Here is a 15252-nt window from a genome sequence, read left to right as displayed (position 1 = left end):
TCCAGGCTCCCGACGGGCCGGTCCTGTCGGCGCACACCGTAGAACGTGTTCCAGAAATTGGGAATGCGCGCGCGGCATCCCGCACGGCGGGCCCGTCGGCCCGGGGCGGCCGCAGGCCCGTCGGCCCGGGGCGGCCGCAGGCCCGTCGGCCCGGGGCGGCCGCAGGCCCGTCGGCCCGGGGCGGCCGCAGGCCCTTCAGTCCAGGACGGCCATGAACTCGGTGCACGCCCGGGCGCAGGCGCGGCACGCCTCGACGCTCTCCTCGGCGCCGGAGAGACCCTCGAAGGCGTGGGCGCACTCCAGACACACGGTGCGGCACCACTCCAGCTGGACGCGGATGCCCTCCTCGTCCACGCGGTTCTCCTCGGAGAGCACATGGCAGGTGGCGTCGCACACCTCCGCGCACATGATGCCTCTGCGGCGCAGCCGTTCCTGCTCCGCGGTTCCGTCGGGGGGTACGAGGCTCGCGCGCAGCGCGCTCAGCCGGGCACACTCCGTGCACGCCTGGGCGCATGCGAACCGGTCCTCCAGGAACCGGAAGAGCTCCTGCTGGGTGGCGGAAGTCGAAGTCACACCGGGCGGGTAGCCGGGGCCACGCGGACCAAACACCGCCCCGGGGTGACCGGCCGCACGCCCGCGGTCACACGGCGCCATGACGACCGGAGGGCGGATTCGGTGCCCGATACGAGGGTATTTGCCCTATATGACTACTGCATCGATGCAGCTCGCCGAGCCGAGCGGTCTCCTCAGCCTCGGGATGTTCGCCGTCGGCATCGTCGTCGTCGCCGTTCTGGCCGGCAGCTTCTGGCTGGGTGTCCGCATTCGCAGCCGAGAGCTGCCCCGTCCCCGTCCGGACGAGCAGCCGCACCTGCCTCCCGACGGGCCGGTCCGTGAGATCCGGGAGAACCGGGAGCCCGACGAGGTGCCGCAGATCGACAAGGACGGCCGTCCGCTCACGCCCTACGAGCTGTCCAATCTGCAGACCCGCGCCAGCGACAAGAAGGAACGTCCACGGTGGAGCAAGGGCAGCAGCGGCTCGTTCGGCGGAGGCGGCCTGGGTGCCCACTGACCCGGGTGCCCGCTGACCCCGGTGCCCGCTGAGAGGACGCCCGCCGCACGGCACACCCGACCAGCGGGGCAGGCCGAAGGGAGACCGCGCCCGAGCGAGGACCCGCCCGCTCCCCGTCCGACCCGGCCCTTTCGGGGGCGGCCGCGGCCGCCCCCGAAAGGGCCCTCGCACGCCGTGATGCCGCCGCGGGGCCGCCGTGGGGTTCAGTCCGGCAGCGGCAGCTGCACCGTCTCGCCCGGTTCCACCCGGACCTCACGGCCGGGGAGCCGTACGTCGATGGGGGCGGCGGCGGAGGGCGGCACGGTGATCTCCAGACGGCCGTGCCGCAGCCGCAGCCGGACACCCCAGTGGTCGTGGTAGCGCAGGGAGAAACCGTACGAGGACAGCTCCGGCAGCGGGACGGGGTCCAGACACAGGGCGCCGTCGCGGGTCTCCAGGCCGGTCAGGCCGCGCTGCACCAGATCGAGGGTGCCGGCCATGGCACCGAGGTGGATGCCCTCGCCGGTGGTGCCGCCCTGGACGTCGGCGATGTCGCCGCGCAGGGCCTCCTGGCAGAACTCCCACGCCTCCGCGCGCCGGTCGCGGGCCAGGACCCAGCCGTGGACCAGGCCGCTGAGCGTCGAGCCGTGGCTGGTGCGGTGGAGGTAGTGGTCGACGGTGCGCCGCCAGATGCCGTCGTCCAGCAGGACGCCGAGGCGGGCGAACAGCTTCTTCAGCACGGCCGGCTGGAACAGGTAGCCGAGCATCAGCACATCGGCTTGTTTCGAGGCCCGGTAGCGGTTGACGGTGTCGCCCTCGGCCTCCAGGATCCGGTCCAGGCGCCGGATGTCGCCGTATCGGGCGCGGTAGCCGCTCCAGTCCAGCTCGGCGAGGTCGCCGTAGCCCTCGAACTGGCTGATCACGCCCTCGTGGAAGGGCACGTACAGGGTGCGCGAGACCTCGTCCCAGTGGTCCAGCTCGCGCTCGTCCAGGCCGGTGCGCTCGCCCAGCTCGCGGCGGCGCGGCTCGGGGAGCGTGCGCAGCACCTCCAGGGTGCGGGCGAGCACCCAGGAGGCGGTGACGTTGGTGTAGGCGTTGTCGTCCAGGCCGGGCTCGGTGGCGTCGGGGTAGGCGTCGTGGTACTCGTCCGGGCCCATGACGCCCTTGATGCGGTGGTGGCCGAGGTCCGCGTCCCAGGTGGCCGCGTCCGCCCAGAAGCGGGCGATCTGCAGCAGCATCTCGGCACCCTTGGTGTGCAGGAACTCCGCGTCGCCGCTGGCCTCGCAGTACCTGAGCACGTTGTACGCGATGGCCGAGCCGACGTGGTACTGGCGGTGGGAACGGTCCGGCAGCCAGCGGCCCGAGCGCGGGTTGAGGTGCAGCTGCTGGGTCTCCTCGCGGCCGTCGCTGCCGCTCTGCCACGGATACATCGCGCCGCGGCGCCCGGCGGCACGGGCCGCCGTGCACGCCTGCTCCAGACGGCGGTGGCGGTAGCGCAGCAGGGCCCGGGCGGTCTCGGGGAAGTGCAGGTCCAGATACGGCAGGACGAACAGCTCGTCCCAGAAGACATGCCCGCGGTACGCCTCGCCGTGCAGTCCCCGGGCGGGCACGCCGACGTCCAGGTCCGCGGTGTGCGGGGACAGCGTCTGGAGCACATGGAACAGGTGCAGACGCAGGATGCGGCCCGCCTCGCCGGGCACCTCCAGGTCGGCGCGGCGCCACAGCTGGGCCCAGGCCGTGCGGTGCGAGGCGAGCAGTGTCTCGAAGTCCGGCGCGCGCTCCACCCGGGCGACCGCCGCGAACAGCGGGTCGCTGATGGCCGGGTCGCGCGAGGTGTGCAGGGCGACCCGCTTGTCGACGGTGACGGTGTGCCCCGGCTCCAGGGCGAGGCGGGCGCACTGGACGGTGCGCGTACGGGAGTGCCGTACGGCGACGGGCGCTTCGCAGTCGAGACGGGAGGCCATGCCGACGCGGATGTCGGAGGTGCGGGTACGGCAGCGCAGCCAGACCGTGTCGGTGTCGGCGGTGCCGGTGTGCACATGGGTGAGGTGATCGCCGTCCAGGTCCCGGTAGCGGGCCACGCCCGCGTTGCTCACCCCGCCGTCCAGGGCCGCCTCGACCTCCAGCTCCCCGCTGTGGCCCTCGGCCGTGAACTCGGTGCGCAGGGCGGCCAGATGCGGATCGGCCATGTGCACGAGACGCAGCTGGCGCACCCCCAGCGTGCCGCCGCCGGGCAGCGTGTACCGGGTGTGGCGCTCCAGCACGCCGGAGGCGAGGTGCAGCACCGCCTGATGCTCCAGGACCTCGGCGGTGTCGGGGGTCAGCCAGGCGCCGCCGTGGGGACGGAAGCGCAGCGGCAGCCAGTTCGGGACGTTGACCATGTCCTCGTTCTCGACCGCGCGGCCCGCCACACGGGAGGTGAGCCGGTTGTAGCACCCGGCCACATAGGTGCCGGGGTAGTGCACGTCGTCGGCGACGCACTCGGGCAGCGCGCCGCGCGTGGCGAAATAGCCGTTGCCCAGTGTGCACAGCGACTCGCGCAGCCGCTCCTCGGCGGGCTCGTAGCCCTTGTACTCCCAGGTCCAGTCCGTCACCGCGCCTCCTCGTCCGGCGGCTTGCGTACGGTCGTGGCCCCCCGCGCCCGGCGTCAGCCGGGCGTTCTCCGCCCCGCGTCGAGGCGGGCGACACACGCCAGGTTCTCGCGGTCCTCGGCGTCCTCGCTCGGCGCGGCGGCGAACCAGGCGTCCAGGATCTCCTTGAGCAGGGGCTCCGAGGTGAGGCGCAGGCTGAGCGCCAGGACGTTGGCGTCGTTCCAGCGCCGGGCGCCGTCGGCGGTGCCCGCGTCGGTGCACAGCGCCGCGCGGACCCCGGGCACCTTGTTCGCCGCGATCGACGCGCCCGTGCCGGTCCAGCAGCACACCACCGCCTGCTCGGCGGTGCCCTCCGCCACCTCGCGGGCGGCCGCCGAGGAGGCCGGCGCCCACTGCGGGTCGTCGCCGGGGAGCAGCGCGCCGTGGACGCTGACCCGGTGACCGCGCTCGCGCAGTTCGGCGACGAGCCGCCGGGCCACGGGCTCGTCCATGTCGGAGGAGACGGAGATCCGCATGCTTCGGAGCGTACCCGGGGCCGGGCGGTTCAGCGCCGCTTGAACTCCACGGGCCCGGCGTTCATCTCGACGGTGCCGTCGGTGTGCAGCACGGGGCGGCGTTCGGTCATGCGGCCGCTGTACGCCTCGACGTGCCGGATCGCGGCGCCGTCGGGGTCGGTGAAGTCGACCAGGGCGATCGCCACCCAGTAGCGGGTCTTGGTGTTCTCGTACAGGGGCACGGTGACGGTGGAGCCCCGGCCGTCGGTGACGACGACCTTCGCGCCGAAGCTGCGGAAGGAGCCGAAACCGTTGCTGACCGCGGAGTACGCGCACAGCAGGACGTATCCCTGCCGGTCGGGGCGGACGATCCGGACCGTCTCGCGGCCGGGGACCCGGGCGTCGCCGTCCAGCAGGATGAAGGGCGCCTTCTTCAGGTCTCCGAGCCGGCTGTAGTAGACGACGTCGCCGGCCTTGTCCTTGCCCTTCTTCCCCGCGGCCGGGGCGTCGGGGGCGGACGTGCCGGGGTGCAGCGGCTCGCCCTGGGGCCGGTGACCGGACTTCACGAGGGTGCCGGGCTCCCTGCCGCCCCTCAGGGCCTTCTCCGCGGGCACGAACAGGGCGTACAGGTCCAGGTCGGCGCCCTTGCGGCGGCGCTCGTCGCTGCCTCCGTCCCACTCCAGGGTGGCCGTCACGACCAGTTCCCGGTCCTGCTTGTCGAGACTGATGGAGACCTGGCTGCCCTTGTCGAGGCTGACGGCGCCGAGCGGGGGTTTGCGCAGACTCATGGGGGCGGAAGCGGGGGCGGGGGCAGGGGCAGGCGCGGCGGCCTGCGCCGGGACGGGCGCGGACGGCTGCGGCTGCGGCTGCGGCTGCGGCTGCGGCTGCGGCTGCGGCTGCGGCTGCGGCTGCGGCTGCGGCTGCGGCTGCGGCTGCGGCTGCGGCTGCGGCGACTGTCGTACGGCGGTGGCCGTGTCCTCGGCGGGCTCGGGGTCCTCGTCCGCGACGTCGATGCCGAAGTCGGTGGCGAGGCCCGCCAGGCCGTCGGCGTAGCCCTGGCCGATGGCGCGCAGCTTCCAGCCGGTGCCGCGGCGGTAGAGCTCCATCAGCAGCACGGCACGTTCGCCGTCCACGAGGGGCGGCGGCCGGAAGTCGACCGGCTCGGCGCCGTCCTGACGGGCCCGCACGAGCACGTTCTTCACGGTGCGGAAGGTGCGGGAGGCGTCGTCGGGGTCGCAGCTGGCGACGAGCACGACCCGGTCGACGTCCGCGGGCAGCGCCGCGGGGTCCATCTCGACGCGTTCGGGCCCCGCCGCGTCGGCGGCCCGGTGGAGAACAGCACCGGACTCGGCCTCGGGCTGGTTGTAGAAGACGAGGTCGTCGTCGGAGCGGACCGCGCCGGCCGCGGTGACCAGCAGCGCGCTGAGATCCACCTGGTCGCCCTCGGCGTGCAGTTCCGCCGTGACGCGTCCCTCGCCCACCGCCGTGTTGCCGCCCTTGGCGAGCTCGGTCACACCGTCCACCCCCGCTGTGTCTCCCCTGCGATGTCAGGTCACCATGTCATATCCGGTCGGGCCGCGGCGACGCGTCGCACAGCGGCTCGCCCCGGCCGGCGGGACGGCGCCGGGCGTACGCCTCCAGGTGCGCCCTGATGTACGGGACGGCCACGGTGTGCAGTTCGCCGTCGACGAAGGCGGGCTGGACGTTGACCTCGAAGACCACGCCGCCGTGCTCGGCCGCGAGGTCCACCCCGGCGAAGGGCAGGCCCGTCGACACGGTCGCGGCGACGGCCAGTTCGGTCAGGCGCGGGGGCAGGTCGGGCGGGGCGATGTGCAGGGGGACGGCGCCCTGGCAGGTGTTGCAGGGGGTGTCGGGCGAGGACTGGACGTGCTCGCGGGCGTGGACGACCCGGTCGCCGAGGACGAAGACCCGGAACTGGTGGCGGGCGCCCGTGGCGGTGAAGTTCCCGGCGTCGCGGGACAGCAGCCAGTCGATGTCCCGGCGGGCGTAGAACTGCGCGGCCCGGTGCAGCGTGTCGGGGCCGGTGACGTGGAAGACGTCGTTGCCGCCGGTGCCGACGACGGGCCGGGCCCAGGCGTCGCCGCCGAGCTTGTCCAGGGCGGCCCACGCCTCCTGCGGCACGGACCGGGACAGCAGCAGGGTCTCCATGTGGGCGATGCCGTCGCGGCGGAACCGTTCGACGGTCAGGTCCTTCCGCGTCGCGGCCCGCCACGCCTCGGGCCCGGCGGCGAGGGTCACCACGCCCTGCCGTTCCAGCAGGAGCTGGAGCGGGGCGAGGGCACCGCGCCGGTGCGGCGGGATCTCGTAGAGCACGACGATGTCCGGCACCAGGTCCAGTCCCTGCTCGGGCACGGTCAGGCGTAAGCCCTCCCCGGCCGGTACGGCGCGGCCCGTGCCGCCGGTGGCGAGGCGCCGGGAGTCGACACGGACCGGCGGGGCGCCGGTGAGCAGGTCCACCGCCTGCGCGAGGACGTCCGCGCAGCCTTCGGTGGACGTGGGATCGGAGATCAGGGCGATGCAGGGTCGGGACACAGCGGCCTCCAGCGGTCGTCGACACGCGCCGGGCCGTGCGCACTGGCCGGCTCGGCCCGGGCGGTCTCACGGGTGCTCTCACGGGTGGTGCCTGACACGCGGACGGTCATCGGCCCGGGCCCGCGGCGGGCCCGGGCCGGAGCCGGGCGGCGCCGTCGGCCGGACGGCCGGTGACCGAAGGGGTGCGCCACGCCCTGACGGCGGGACACGGGACCGCCGGGACACAGGGCTGCGGGACACAGGGCTGTGGGGAGCCACACTGTAGGCGCCGCGCGGCGCCCCGGGCAGGGCGCACACGCCCGGACGTCCTGCTCCCGCCTCTGCGCCGTCCGCCCCGTCCATGCGCCGGGCCGATTACCGGCCAGGCCGGTGATCCGCCGCCGGACCGGACGGCGGGAGCCGGACCGGACGGCGGGAGCCGGACCGGACGGCGGGAGCCGGACCGGACGGCGGGCCGGCCCCGGCGGCCGGCCGGACGGCGCCGCGAACACCCGGGGTCCGTGCGCCGGACCCGACAGACCGACGGCCCCGGCTCTCCCCGCGTCCGCGAGGGCCGTCCGCCCGGTCGGACCCGACCGGACCCGACCGGACCCGACCACACCCGGGGCACCGGCGCACGTGACCATCGCCGCCCCGGAGCCGATACTGGCGGGCAGGGCTCACCAGGAGGCATCGATGAAGATGTTGATCAACGTCCCGGAGACCGTGGTCGCCGACGCGCTGCGCGGTGTCGCCGCCGCTCATCCCGAGCTGATCGTGGACGTGGAGAACCGCGTGATCGTACGGCGGGACGCCCCCGTGGCCGGAAAGGTCGCGCTGGTGTCCGGCGGCGGGTCGGGGCACGAGCCGCTGCACGGCGGGTTCGTGGGGCCGGGGATGCTGTCGGCCGCGTGTCCGGGGGAGGTGTTCACCTCGCCGGTGCCGGACCAGATGGTGCGTGCGGCGGCGGCCGTGGACAGCGGGGCCGGAGTGCTGTTCGTGGTGAAGAACTACACCGGCGACGTGCTGAACTTCGACATGGCCGCCGAACTCGCCGAGGACGAGGGCATCCAGGTCGCCAAGGTGCTCGTCGACGACGACGTGGCGGTCACCGACAGCCTCTACACCGCCGGCCGCCGCGGCACGGGCGCGACCCTGTTCGTGGAGAAGATCGCGGGCGCGGCCGCGGAGGAGGGGCAGCCGCTGGAGCGGGTGGAGGCGATCGCCCGGCGGGTGAACGCGCACTCCCGCAGCTTCGGTGTGGCGCTGAGCGCGTGCACCACCCCCGCCAAGGGCAGCCCCACCTTCGACCTCCCGCCCGGGGAGCTGGAGCTGGGCATCGGCATCCACGGCGAACCCGGCCGGGAGCGGCGGCCGATGATGACCTCCGGCGAGATCGCCGACTTCGCGGTGCACGCGGTCCTGGAGGACCTCGACCCCCGCGATCCCGTGCTGGTGCTGGTCAACGGCATGGGCGCCACCCCGCTGCTGGAGCTGTACGGCTTCAACGCCGAGGTGCAGCGGGTGCTCGGCGAGCGGGGCGTCGCGGTGGCCCGCACCCTCGTGGGCAACTACGTCACCTCCCTGGACATGGCGGGCGCCTCGGTGACGCTGTGCCGGATCGACGAGGAGCTGCTGCGGCTGTGGGACGCACCGGTCCGCACGGCCGGGCTGCGCTGGGGCATGTGAGACGGCAGGGCGACGTACCTACCACGCAAGGAGATCCAGTGCTCGACGCGGACTTCTTCCGCCGTTGGATGACGGCGACGGCCGCGGCCGTCGACCGGGAGGCGGACCGGCTCACGGACCTCGACTCCCCGATCGGGGACGCCGACCACGGCAGCAATCTGCGGCGCGGCTTCCGGGCCGTGGCCGCCGTTCTCGACGAGGAGGCGCCCGGTACGCCGGGCGGGGTGCTGGTCCTCGCCGGACGGCAGCTCGTCTCCACCGTGGGCGGTGCCTCGGGGCCGCTGTACGGCACCCTGCTGCGCCGCACCGGCAAGGCACTCGGGGACGCGTCCGAGGTCGGCGAGAAGGAGTTCGCCGACGCTCTGCGCGCGGGCGTCGAGGCGGTGATGCAGCTCGGGGGTGCCGCTCCCGGCGACAAGACCATGATCGACGCGCTGCTGCCCGCGGTGGACGCCCTCGGGGAGTCCTTCGCCGCGGCGGGCGCCGCCGCGGAGCAGGGCGCGCTGGCGACGGTCCCGCTGCGGGCCCGCAAGGGGCGGGCGAGCTATCTCGGGGAGCGGAGCATCGGACATCAGGACCCGGGGGCCACCTCCGCGTCCCTGCTGATCGCCGCACTCGCGGAGGCCGTCGATGAGTGACGGCGGGCCGGTCGGGATCGTGCTCGTGTCGCACAGCGCCCAGGTGGCGGCGGCCGTGGCCGACCTGGCGCGCGGCCTCGCCGGCGCCGGGGCAAAGGTGCCCGTCGCCCCGGCGGGCGGCACCGGGGACGGCGGCCTCGGCACCAGCGCGGAGCTGATCCGCGCCGCGGCGGTCTCGGTGGACCGGGGAGCCGGTGTCGCCGTCCTCACCGATCTCGGCAGCGCCGTCCTGACCGTCAAGGCCCTGCTGGCGGAGGGCGACGAACTGCCGGAGGGCACCCGCCTGGTGGACGCCCCGTTCGTGGAGGGCGCGGTCGCGGCGGTGGTCACGGCCGCCGCGGGAGCCGGCCTCGACGCGGTCGCGGCGGCGGCAGCGGAGGCGTACGACTACCGCAAGGTGTGAGCCGGCGGGACCGGGGCCCTTCTGACGGATCTCCGTGGGAGTGGGAGCGGCGTGCGGTGCGGAGGGCCGTGCGGCCGGGGGCACCTCCCGCGCCCTTGAGGCAGTGGGGGAAGTGCGTGCCGGGCCTCGCGACGCCGCGGAGACCCGTCAGAAGGGCCCTAGCCGCCCCCGGCCGCCGTCCCCACGAACTCACGGGCCAGCCGCTCCCCCAGTTCCTCGGCCGCGGCGCGGCTCTCGATCGGTGTCACCCGCGAGTCCTTGAAGACGATGTAGGTGACACCCGAGGGCGTGCCGCCGCCGTGGGGGTCGGGGTCGATGCCGAGGGCCTCGGCGGTGGCGTACGACGCCTCGCCGATGATCCCGGCGGGTCCGGCGTCGCCGACGACGGCGTACTGCACCCGGTCGCGGTGGACGACGGCGGCCACCGCCCCGCCGTGCACCCCGTGGTCGCGGTGGTCCCAGAGGGAGCTGGGCACCGGCACCACGATGAACGGCAGGTGCTCGGCGTCCAGGGGACGGCCGTCGGACTGCGCGTACGCGGTGCCCTCGGAGAAGTACGGGTCCGTACGGCTGTTGCAGCGGGGGGTCGGCTGCCCGTCGCAGTCGATGTCCATGTCCGCCGTCCAGAAGACGGCGCCCTCGGTGCCGCAGACGGGGACCGTGGCGGGCGCGTCGGTGTCGGTGCGGTAGCGGCCGCGTGAGACGGGGTCGCAGGCACGGACCCGGTCCAGCAGGTCGGCGGCGCTCACGGCCGTCCCGCGCGTCGCCGGCGGGCCGGACAGGCCGGCGCCCGCCGCGACGGGCTGCGCCGGGGCGACCAGGGCGATGCTCGCCGCGGCCAGTGACAACGACCGGACACGCACGATAGGGACCCTCTCCTCGGCGACCTGACGGGCACTCGGCCCAATCTGGTGCCGTTCGGGGCGGGCGGCCATTCCGAGGGGGCCGGACGGGGTGCCGGGGCGGGACGACGGGACAAGGGGTCCGCAGCCCCGTGCTCGGCTGCGGACCCCGTCCGCGCGGCGCGGGATCAGCGACGACAGCGTTCCGCGCCGCAGGCATGAACTCCTCAGCAGTCACCGCGAGTTCATGCCTGAGGAGATTCAGCATACGTAACCGGAGGACGTACTCCCCCACGCCGCCCTCTTGATGTGATCGCGCCAGCCACGCCATATTGGTCCGTACCATTGCCGCCGTGCCGCCCGGGAGGCAGAGCCGTGCGACGTGTTCCCGTTCCCGCCGCGCTGGTCTGCGGCGCGCTCGTGCTGCTGAGCGCCTGCGGGCGGGACGCCCCCGACGAGCGGCCGCCCGGCATCCCGGCGGGCGTCACCGCCGAGGCCGGCAGCGCGACCAGCGTCCACGTCATGTGGAACCGGGTGGGCGGGGACCCGCAGGTCACGGCGTACGAGGTGTACCGCGGCCGTGTCAAGGTCCAGGAGGTGCCCGCAGACCGGCACATGGTGGACGTGACACGCCTGCGGCCGGGCACCTCCTACGTGTTCAGCGTGCGCGCCCGTGACCGCGACGGGCGGCTCGGCCCGCCCAGCCGGCAGGTGCGGGCCACGACCCCGGCCGCCGTGGCCGCCGACGCCTCCGCCCCCTCACGGCCGAAGGCCCTGCGCGGCAGGGCCGTCGGCAGCCGCGCCGTCCAGCTGTCGTGGACCGCGTCGCGGGACGACCGCGACGTGGTGTCGTACGACGTCCTGCAGTCCGGCACGAAGATCCACAGCGTCGGCGGGAACCAGACCGCCACCGTGGTCACGGGGCTGCGGCCGGGCACCCGCTACACCTTCACCGTCCTGGCGCGGGACGCGGCGGACAACCTCTCGCCGGCGAGCGGCGCCGTCCGGCTGACCACCGCCCCGGGCGCCGCCGCGGACACCGCCACCGCGCCGGCGGACTTCCGTGCCGTGACGCGCCGCGCGGACGGGGCGTACCACATCGACCTGACGTGGGTGCCGCCGCGCACCGACGGGCCCGTCACCGAGTACGAGGTCCGGCTGGACGGCCGTACGGCCACCTCGCTCGTCTTCGGCGGGCAGGCACCCCGGGACCGGGCCTCGTACAGCTTCTACGCCGGCCGGGAGGCGGGCGTGCGGCACCGGGTACGGCTGCGCGCCCGGCTGCCCGACGGCACCTGGGGCGCGCTGTCGGCGGAGCGCACCGTGGTCACGGGCGCGGACGGCTGATCCTCGGGGACGCGCCGGTTCCTGAGCCGGACGAGGTAATCCGTCACCTGGGCGGGGGCGGCCGGAGTGCGGGGCGGGCCGGGGCCGCGTTGGCTGCCTCTGAGGCAGCACGGGCGTTCCCCGATCCAGGCGGCGCAAGGGATGTACCGCCAACCGTGCCGCCGAAGGGACCATTCCATGCGCAACACCCCGCCCCTTCTGCGCGGCCTGACCGCGGCTGCCGCCGTCGCACTGCCGCTCGCCCTCACCGCCGTGCCCGCCCGGGCCGGCACCGGCATCTCGGTGAGCACGAGCGGCTCCACGGTGTCGGTCACGACCAGCGCCTGCAACGTCCAGATCAACGGCAGCTGGGGCAACGCCTCGCTGCTGTCCGGCAGTCAGACCGGCTTCGCCCAGGGCCGCCAGGTCGCGCTGTCGGGGTCCAGCGCCCTGCAGGGAGCCGCGTGGTCGAACGTGAGCCCCGGCACCTACACGGTCGTCGTGGTGTGCTCCAACGGCTCCACGGCGGGCTCCCAGTCCGTGATCGTGTCCGCCGCCTCCACCCCGACCGTCTCCGCCACGGCCACCCCCTCGCGCGGCGTGATGGGCGGCCTGGGCGGCGGCACCGAGGACTACGGCACGCTCACCCTGGCCGGCGGCGGCGCGCTGGTGGCGGTCGGCGTGGGCGCCACGGTGTGGTTCCTGCGGCGACGCTCGAAGCCGTACCGCCTCTGACCGGACCGCGCGAGCGGCACGCGGAGCCGCCCGGGCCCGTTCACTCGGGCCCGGGCAGCTCCGCGACCTCCTCCAGGGCGTGGGTGAGCCACTGCGTCCAGAAGGTCTCCAGCTCGATGCCGGCCCGCAGCACCAGATGCCGCAGGCGGTCCTGCGCCGCGTCCCTGCCGGGCGGGAAGTCCCGCTTCTCGATCTCCTCGTACTCGGCCAACTGCCGCAGGTGCAGGTCGAGATGACGGCGCAGGTCGTCCTCGATGCCCTCGGTGCCCACCACGGCCGCGGCCCTCAGCCGCAGCAGCAGCGGGTCACGCTGCGCCCTGGGGTCCTGTGCCGCGGCCGTCCAGCGGGCCAGCTCGGCGCGGCCCGCGGGCAGCACCTCGTAGCTCTTCCTCTGCCCGCGGGCCGGCTGTTCGCTCGGCAGGGCCCGGATGAACCCCTCGCCCTCCAGCTTTCCCAGCTCGCGATAGATCTGCTGGTGCGTGGCCGACCAGAAGTAGCCGATCGACCGGTCGAACCGGCGGGTCAGCTCCAGCCCCGAGGACGGCTTTTCCAGCAGGGCGGTCAGGATCGCGTGCGGGAGTGACATGGGGTCATCCTAGGGATCGCGGGGCCACCCCCTAGAGGGCGGCCGCGACCTCGGTGCCCTGCTTGATCGCGCGCTTGGCGTCCAGCTCCGCGGCCACGTCCGCGCCGCCGACCAGGTGCACGCTGCGGCCTTCCGCGACCAGCGCGTCGTAGAGCTCGCGCTGCGGCTCCTGTCCGGTGCACAGCACGACGGTGTCGACCTCCAGGACCGTGCTCTCGTCGCCGACCGTGATGTGCAGTCCGGCGTCGTCGATACGGTCGTAGCGCACGCCGGGCACCATGGTCACGCCGCGGTGCTTGAGCTCGGCGCGGTGGATCCAGCCGGTGGTCTTGCCGAGGCCCGCGCCGACCTTGGTGGTCTTGCGCTGGAGCAGATGGACCCGGCGCGGCGGGACGGGCCGCTCGGGCGCGGCGAGACCGCCGGGGGCCTGGTAGTCCAGGTCGACGCCCCAGTGACGGAAGTACGTCCCGGGGTCCTCGTGCGCCTTGTCGCCGCCGTCGGTGAGGAACTCGGCCACGTCGAAGCCGATGCCGCCCGCGCCGAGCACGGCCACGCGGTCGCCGACCGGGGCGCCGTCGCGCAGCACGTCCAGGTAGCCGACGACGCTCGGGTGGTCGACGCCCGGGATCTCGGGGGTGCGCGGGGTGACGCCGGTGGCGACGACGACCTCGTCGTAGCCGGCCAGGTCCGCGGCCGCGACCCGGGTGTCCAGGCGCACGTCGACCCCGTGGGCGTCGAGCTGGTGACGGAAGTAGCGCAGGGTCTCGTCGAACTCCTGCTTGCCGGGGACCTTGCGGGCCACGTTGAGCTGGCCGCCGATCTCGCTCGCCGCGTCGAACAGCGTGACCTCGTGGCCGCGTTCGGCGGCGGTCACCGCGGCGGCGAGGCCGGCCGGGCCGGCGCCCACGACGGCGACGCGCTTGCGCAGCCGGGTCGGGGACAGCACGAGTTCGGTCTCGTGGCAGGCACGCGGGTTCACCAGGCAGGAGGTGATCTTGAGGCTGAAGGTGTGGTCCAGGCATGCCTGGTTGCAGCCGATGCAGGTGTTGATGGCCTCGGGGCGGCCCTCGGCGGCCTTGTTCACGAACGCGGCGTCGGCCAGCATCGGGCGGGCCATCGACACCATGTCCGCGGTGCCGTCGGCGAGCAGCTGCTCGGCCAGCTCGGGGGTGTTGATGCGGTTGGTGGTGACCAGCGGGATGCTCACCTCGCCCATCAGGCGCTTGGTGACCCAGGTGTAGGCGCCGCGCGGCACGGAGGTGGCGATGGTGGGGATACGGGCCTCGTGCCAGCCGATGCCGGTGTTGATGATGGTGGCGCCGGCCGCCTCGATCGCCTTGGCGAGGGTGATCACCTCGTCGAGCGTGGAGCCGCCGGGCACCAGGTCCAGCATCGACAGCCGGTAGATGATGATGAAGTCCTCGCCGACGGCCTCGCGCACCCGCCGCACGATCTCCACCGGGAAGCGCATGCGGTTCTCGTAGGAGCCGCCCCAGCGGTCGGTCCGCCGGTTGGTCTGCAGGGCGATGAACTCGTTGATGAGGTAGCCCTCGGAGCCCATGATCTCGACGCCGTCGTAGCCGGCCTGCCGGGCGAGGCGGGCGGCGCGGGCGTAGTCGTCGATGGTCCGCTCGACCTCGGCGTCGGTCAGCTCACGGGGCGGGAAGGGGCTGATCGGGGCCTGGAGCGGGCTCGGGCCGACCAGGTCCTCGTGGTAGGCGTACCGGCCGAAGTGCAGGATCTGCATCGCGATGCGGCCGCCCTCGCGGTGCACCGCCTCGGTGATCTCCCGGTGCTGCTCCGCCTCGGCCTCGGTGGTCATCCTGGCGCCGCCGGGGTAGGGCCGGCCCTCGTCGTTGGGGGCGATGCCGCCGGTGACGATGAGGCCGACACCGCCGCGGGCGCGCTCGGCGTAGAACGCCGCCATCCGCTCGAAGCCGCGCTCGGCCTCCTCCAGTCCGACGTGCATCGAGCCCATCAGGACGCGGTTGGGCAGCGTGGTGAAGCCCAGGTCCAGCGGGCTCAGCAGGTGGGGGTAACGGCTCATCGGGCCCTCCGTGCGCGGTGTCGTACCTCTGTTGTAGAGGACTGCGCACGGATTATGCAACTAGTTGCAGAAGAGGTCGGGGGCCGTGTGGCCGGGGCCACCGCTCGGATCAGGGCGGCCATGAGGGCGCAGCACCTTCTCGGCCGGCCCCGAGCGGGGTCCGGTGCGTGCGACTGCAGGCGGAGGAGGGCGCCGACGCGATGGGGGTCCCCCGCACGAGCGAAGCCGGGCGCGGGAGAGCCGGCAACCGACGACAACCCCGCCGGGGGCACCCCCTCCGGGGGAGCGCGTGCCGGACCCCGCGACGCCGGCATGATCCGA

General features: G+C 74.4%; 14 protein-coding genes. 6 read left to right on the top strand and 8 right to left on the bottom strand.

Annotated elements, in window-relative coordinates; translation table 11 throughout:
- Positions 1–195: 195 nt before the first annotated feature.
- Positions 196–573: a ferredoxin gene (locus ACIQGV_RS07780; protein WP_402491977.1), complete on the bottom strand. Its 378-nt coding sequence runs from the start codon at positions 571–573 to the stop codon at positions 196–198.
- A 130-nt stretch (positions 574–703) separates the two neighbouring features.
- Between ACIQGV_RS07780 and ACIQGV_RS07775 the strand changes: the two genes are divergently transcribed.
- Positions 704–1069, top strand: coding sequence for a DUF6479 family protein (locus ACIQGV_RS07775; protein ID WP_402491974.1), 366 nt, complete (start codon positions 704–706; stop codon positions 1067–1069).
- A gap of 203 nt (positions 1070–1272) precedes the next feature.
- Here ACIQGV_RS07775 and ACIQGV_RS07770 read toward each other — a convergent pair whose 3' ends face one another.
- From ACIQGV_RS07770 to ACIQGV_RS07755, 4 genes are read right to left on the bottom strand one after another with little or no spacing between them, the layout of a single operon-like run.
- Positions 1273–3642 (bottom strand): glycoside hydrolase family 65 protein, encoded by a 2370-nt coding sequence (locus ACIQGV_RS07770; protein WP_402491971.1) that lies wholly within the window; start codon positions 3640–3642, stop codon positions 1273–1275.
- 53 nt (positions 3643–3695) lie between these two features.
- Positions 3696–4154 (bottom strand): RpiB/LacA/LacB family sugar-phosphate isomerase, encoded by a 459-nt coding sequence (locus ACIQGV_RS07765; protein WP_402491968.1) that lies wholly within the window; start codon positions 4152–4154, stop codon positions 3696–3698.
- Between the two features lie 29 nt (positions 4155–4183).
- Positions 4184–5656: a TerD family protein gene (locus ACIQGV_RS07760; RefSeq protein WP_402491966.1), complete on the bottom strand. Its 1473-nt coding sequence runs from the start codon at positions 5654–5656 to the stop codon at positions 4184–4186.
- 37 nt (positions 5657–5693) lie between these two features.
- Positions 5694–6686, bottom strand: a complete 993-nt coding sequence (locus ACIQGV_RS07755) for a RimK family alpha-L-glutamate ligase (protein ID WP_402491964.1) — start codon at positions 6684–6686, stop codon at positions 5694–5696.
- Between the two features lie 675 nt (positions 6687–7361).
- On the opposite strand from ACIQGV_RS07755, the gene dhaK reads away from it, so the two are divergent.
- Genes dhaK through ACIQGV_RS07740 form a run of 3 tightly spaced genes read left to right on the top strand, consistent with a single transcriptional unit; the run spans position 7362 to position 9395 of the window.
- On the top strand, positions 7362–8354 hold the full coding sequence (dhaK, locus tag ACIQGV_RS07750; RefSeq protein ID WP_402491962.1) for a dihydroxyacetone kinase subunit DhaK: 993 nt from the start codon (positions 7362–7364) through the stop codon (positions 8352–8354).
- Positions 8355–8392: 38 nt separating this feature from the next.
- Positions 8393–8992: a dihydroxyacetone kinase subunit DhaL gene (gene dhaL, locus ACIQGV_RS07745; protein ID WP_402491959.1), complete on the top strand. Its 600-nt coding sequence runs from the start codon at positions 8393–8395 to the stop codon at positions 8990–8992.
- The gene (locus ACIQGV_RS07740) at positions 8985–9395 is read left to right on the top strand and encodes a PTS-dependent dihydroxyacetone kinase phosphotransferase subunit DhaM (RefSeq protein WP_402491956.1); all 411 of its coding nucleotides are present in this window, start codon (positions 8985–8987) and stop codon (positions 9393–9395) included. Before dhaL ends, ACIQGV_RS07740 begins: the two co-directional genes overlap by 8 nt.
- Before the next feature lie 158 nt (positions 9396–9553).
- On the opposite strand, the gene ACIQGV_RS07735 is transcribed toward ACIQGV_RS07740, so the two are convergent.
- A complete protein-coding gene (locus ACIQGV_RS07735) occupies positions 9554–10258 on the bottom strand; it encodes a glycoside hydrolase family 75 protein (RefSeq protein WP_402491954.1) in 705 nt (234 codons plus the stop codon).
- Positions 10259–10612: 354 nt separating this feature from the next.
- On the opposite strand from ACIQGV_RS07735, the gene ACIQGV_RS07730 reads away from it, so the two are divergent.
- Positions 10613–11584, top strand: coding sequence for a fibronectin type III domain-containing protein (locus tag ACIQGV_RS07730; protein WP_402491951.1), 972 nt, complete (start codon positions 10613–10615; stop codon positions 11582–11584).
- 177 nt (positions 11585–11761) lie between these two features.
- Positions 11762–12298, top strand: a complete 537-nt coding sequence (locus ACIQGV_RS07725; protein ID WP_402491949.1) for a hypothetical protein — start codon at positions 11762–11764, stop codon at positions 12296–12298.
- 40 nt (positions 12299–12338) lie between these two features.
- Here the strand turns inward: ACIQGV_RS07725 and ACIQGV_RS07720 are convergent, their stop codons facing one another.
- Together ACIQGV_RS07720 and ACIQGV_RS07715 are read right to left on the bottom strand one after the other, a co-directional pair.
- Positions 12339–12884, bottom strand: coding sequence for a PadR family transcriptional regulator (locus tag ACIQGV_RS07720; RefSeq protein WP_402491946.1), 546 nt, complete (start codon positions 12882–12884; stop codon positions 12339–12341).
- Between the two features lie 31 nt (positions 12885–12915).
- Positions 12916–14931 (bottom strand): NADPH-dependent 2,4-dienoyl-CoA reductase, encoded by a 2016-nt coding sequence (locus ACIQGV_RS07715; protein ID WP_402491944.1) that lies wholly within the window; start codon positions 14929–14931, stop codon positions 12916–12918.
- Positions 14932–15252 lie beyond the last annotated feature (321 nt).

It is taken from the genome of Streptomyces sp. NPDC093094, from assembly GCF_044754345.1.
Classification (GTDB): domain Bacteria; phylum Actinomycetota; class Actinomycetes; order Streptomycetales; family Streptomycetaceae; genus Streptomyces.
The sequence above is the reverse complement of the archived record's forward strand: the minus strand, read 5'-3'. Positions and strand labels throughout refer to the sequence as shown.

What these genes read in the sequence shown, in the direction of transcription:
- ACIQGV_RS07775 (WP_402491974.1), top strand. Translation starts at nt 704, where the DNA reads ATGACTACTGCATCGATGCAGCTCGCCGAGCCGAGCGGTCTCCTCAGC.
- ACIQGV_RS07765 (WP_402491968.1), bottom strand. Translation starts at nt 4,154, where the DNA reads ATGCGGATCTCCGTCTCCTCCGACATGGACGAGCCCGTGGCCCGGCGG.
- dhaK (WP_402491962.1), top strand. Translation starts at nt 7,362, where the DNA reads ATGAAGATGTTGATCAACGTCCCGGAGACCGTGGTCGCCGACGCGCTG.
- ACIQGV_RS07740 (WP_402491956.1), top strand. Translation starts at nt 8,985, where the DNA reads ATGAGTGACGGCGGGCCGGTCGGGATCGTGCTCGTGTCGCACAGCGCC.
- ACIQGV_RS07725 (WP_402491949.1), top strand. Translation starts at nt 11,762, where the DNA reads ATGCGCAACACCCCGCCCCTTCTGCGCGGCCTGACCGCGGCTGCCGCC.
- ACIQGV_RS07720 (WP_402491946.1), bottom strand. Translation starts at nt 12,884, where the DNA reads ATGTCACTCCCGCACGCGATCCTGACCGCCCTGCTGGAAAAGCCGTCC.
- ACIQGV_RS07715 (WP_402491944.1), bottom strand. Translation starts at nt 14,931, where the DNA reads ATGAGCCGTTACCCCCACCTGCTGAGCCCGCTGGACCTGGGCTTCACC.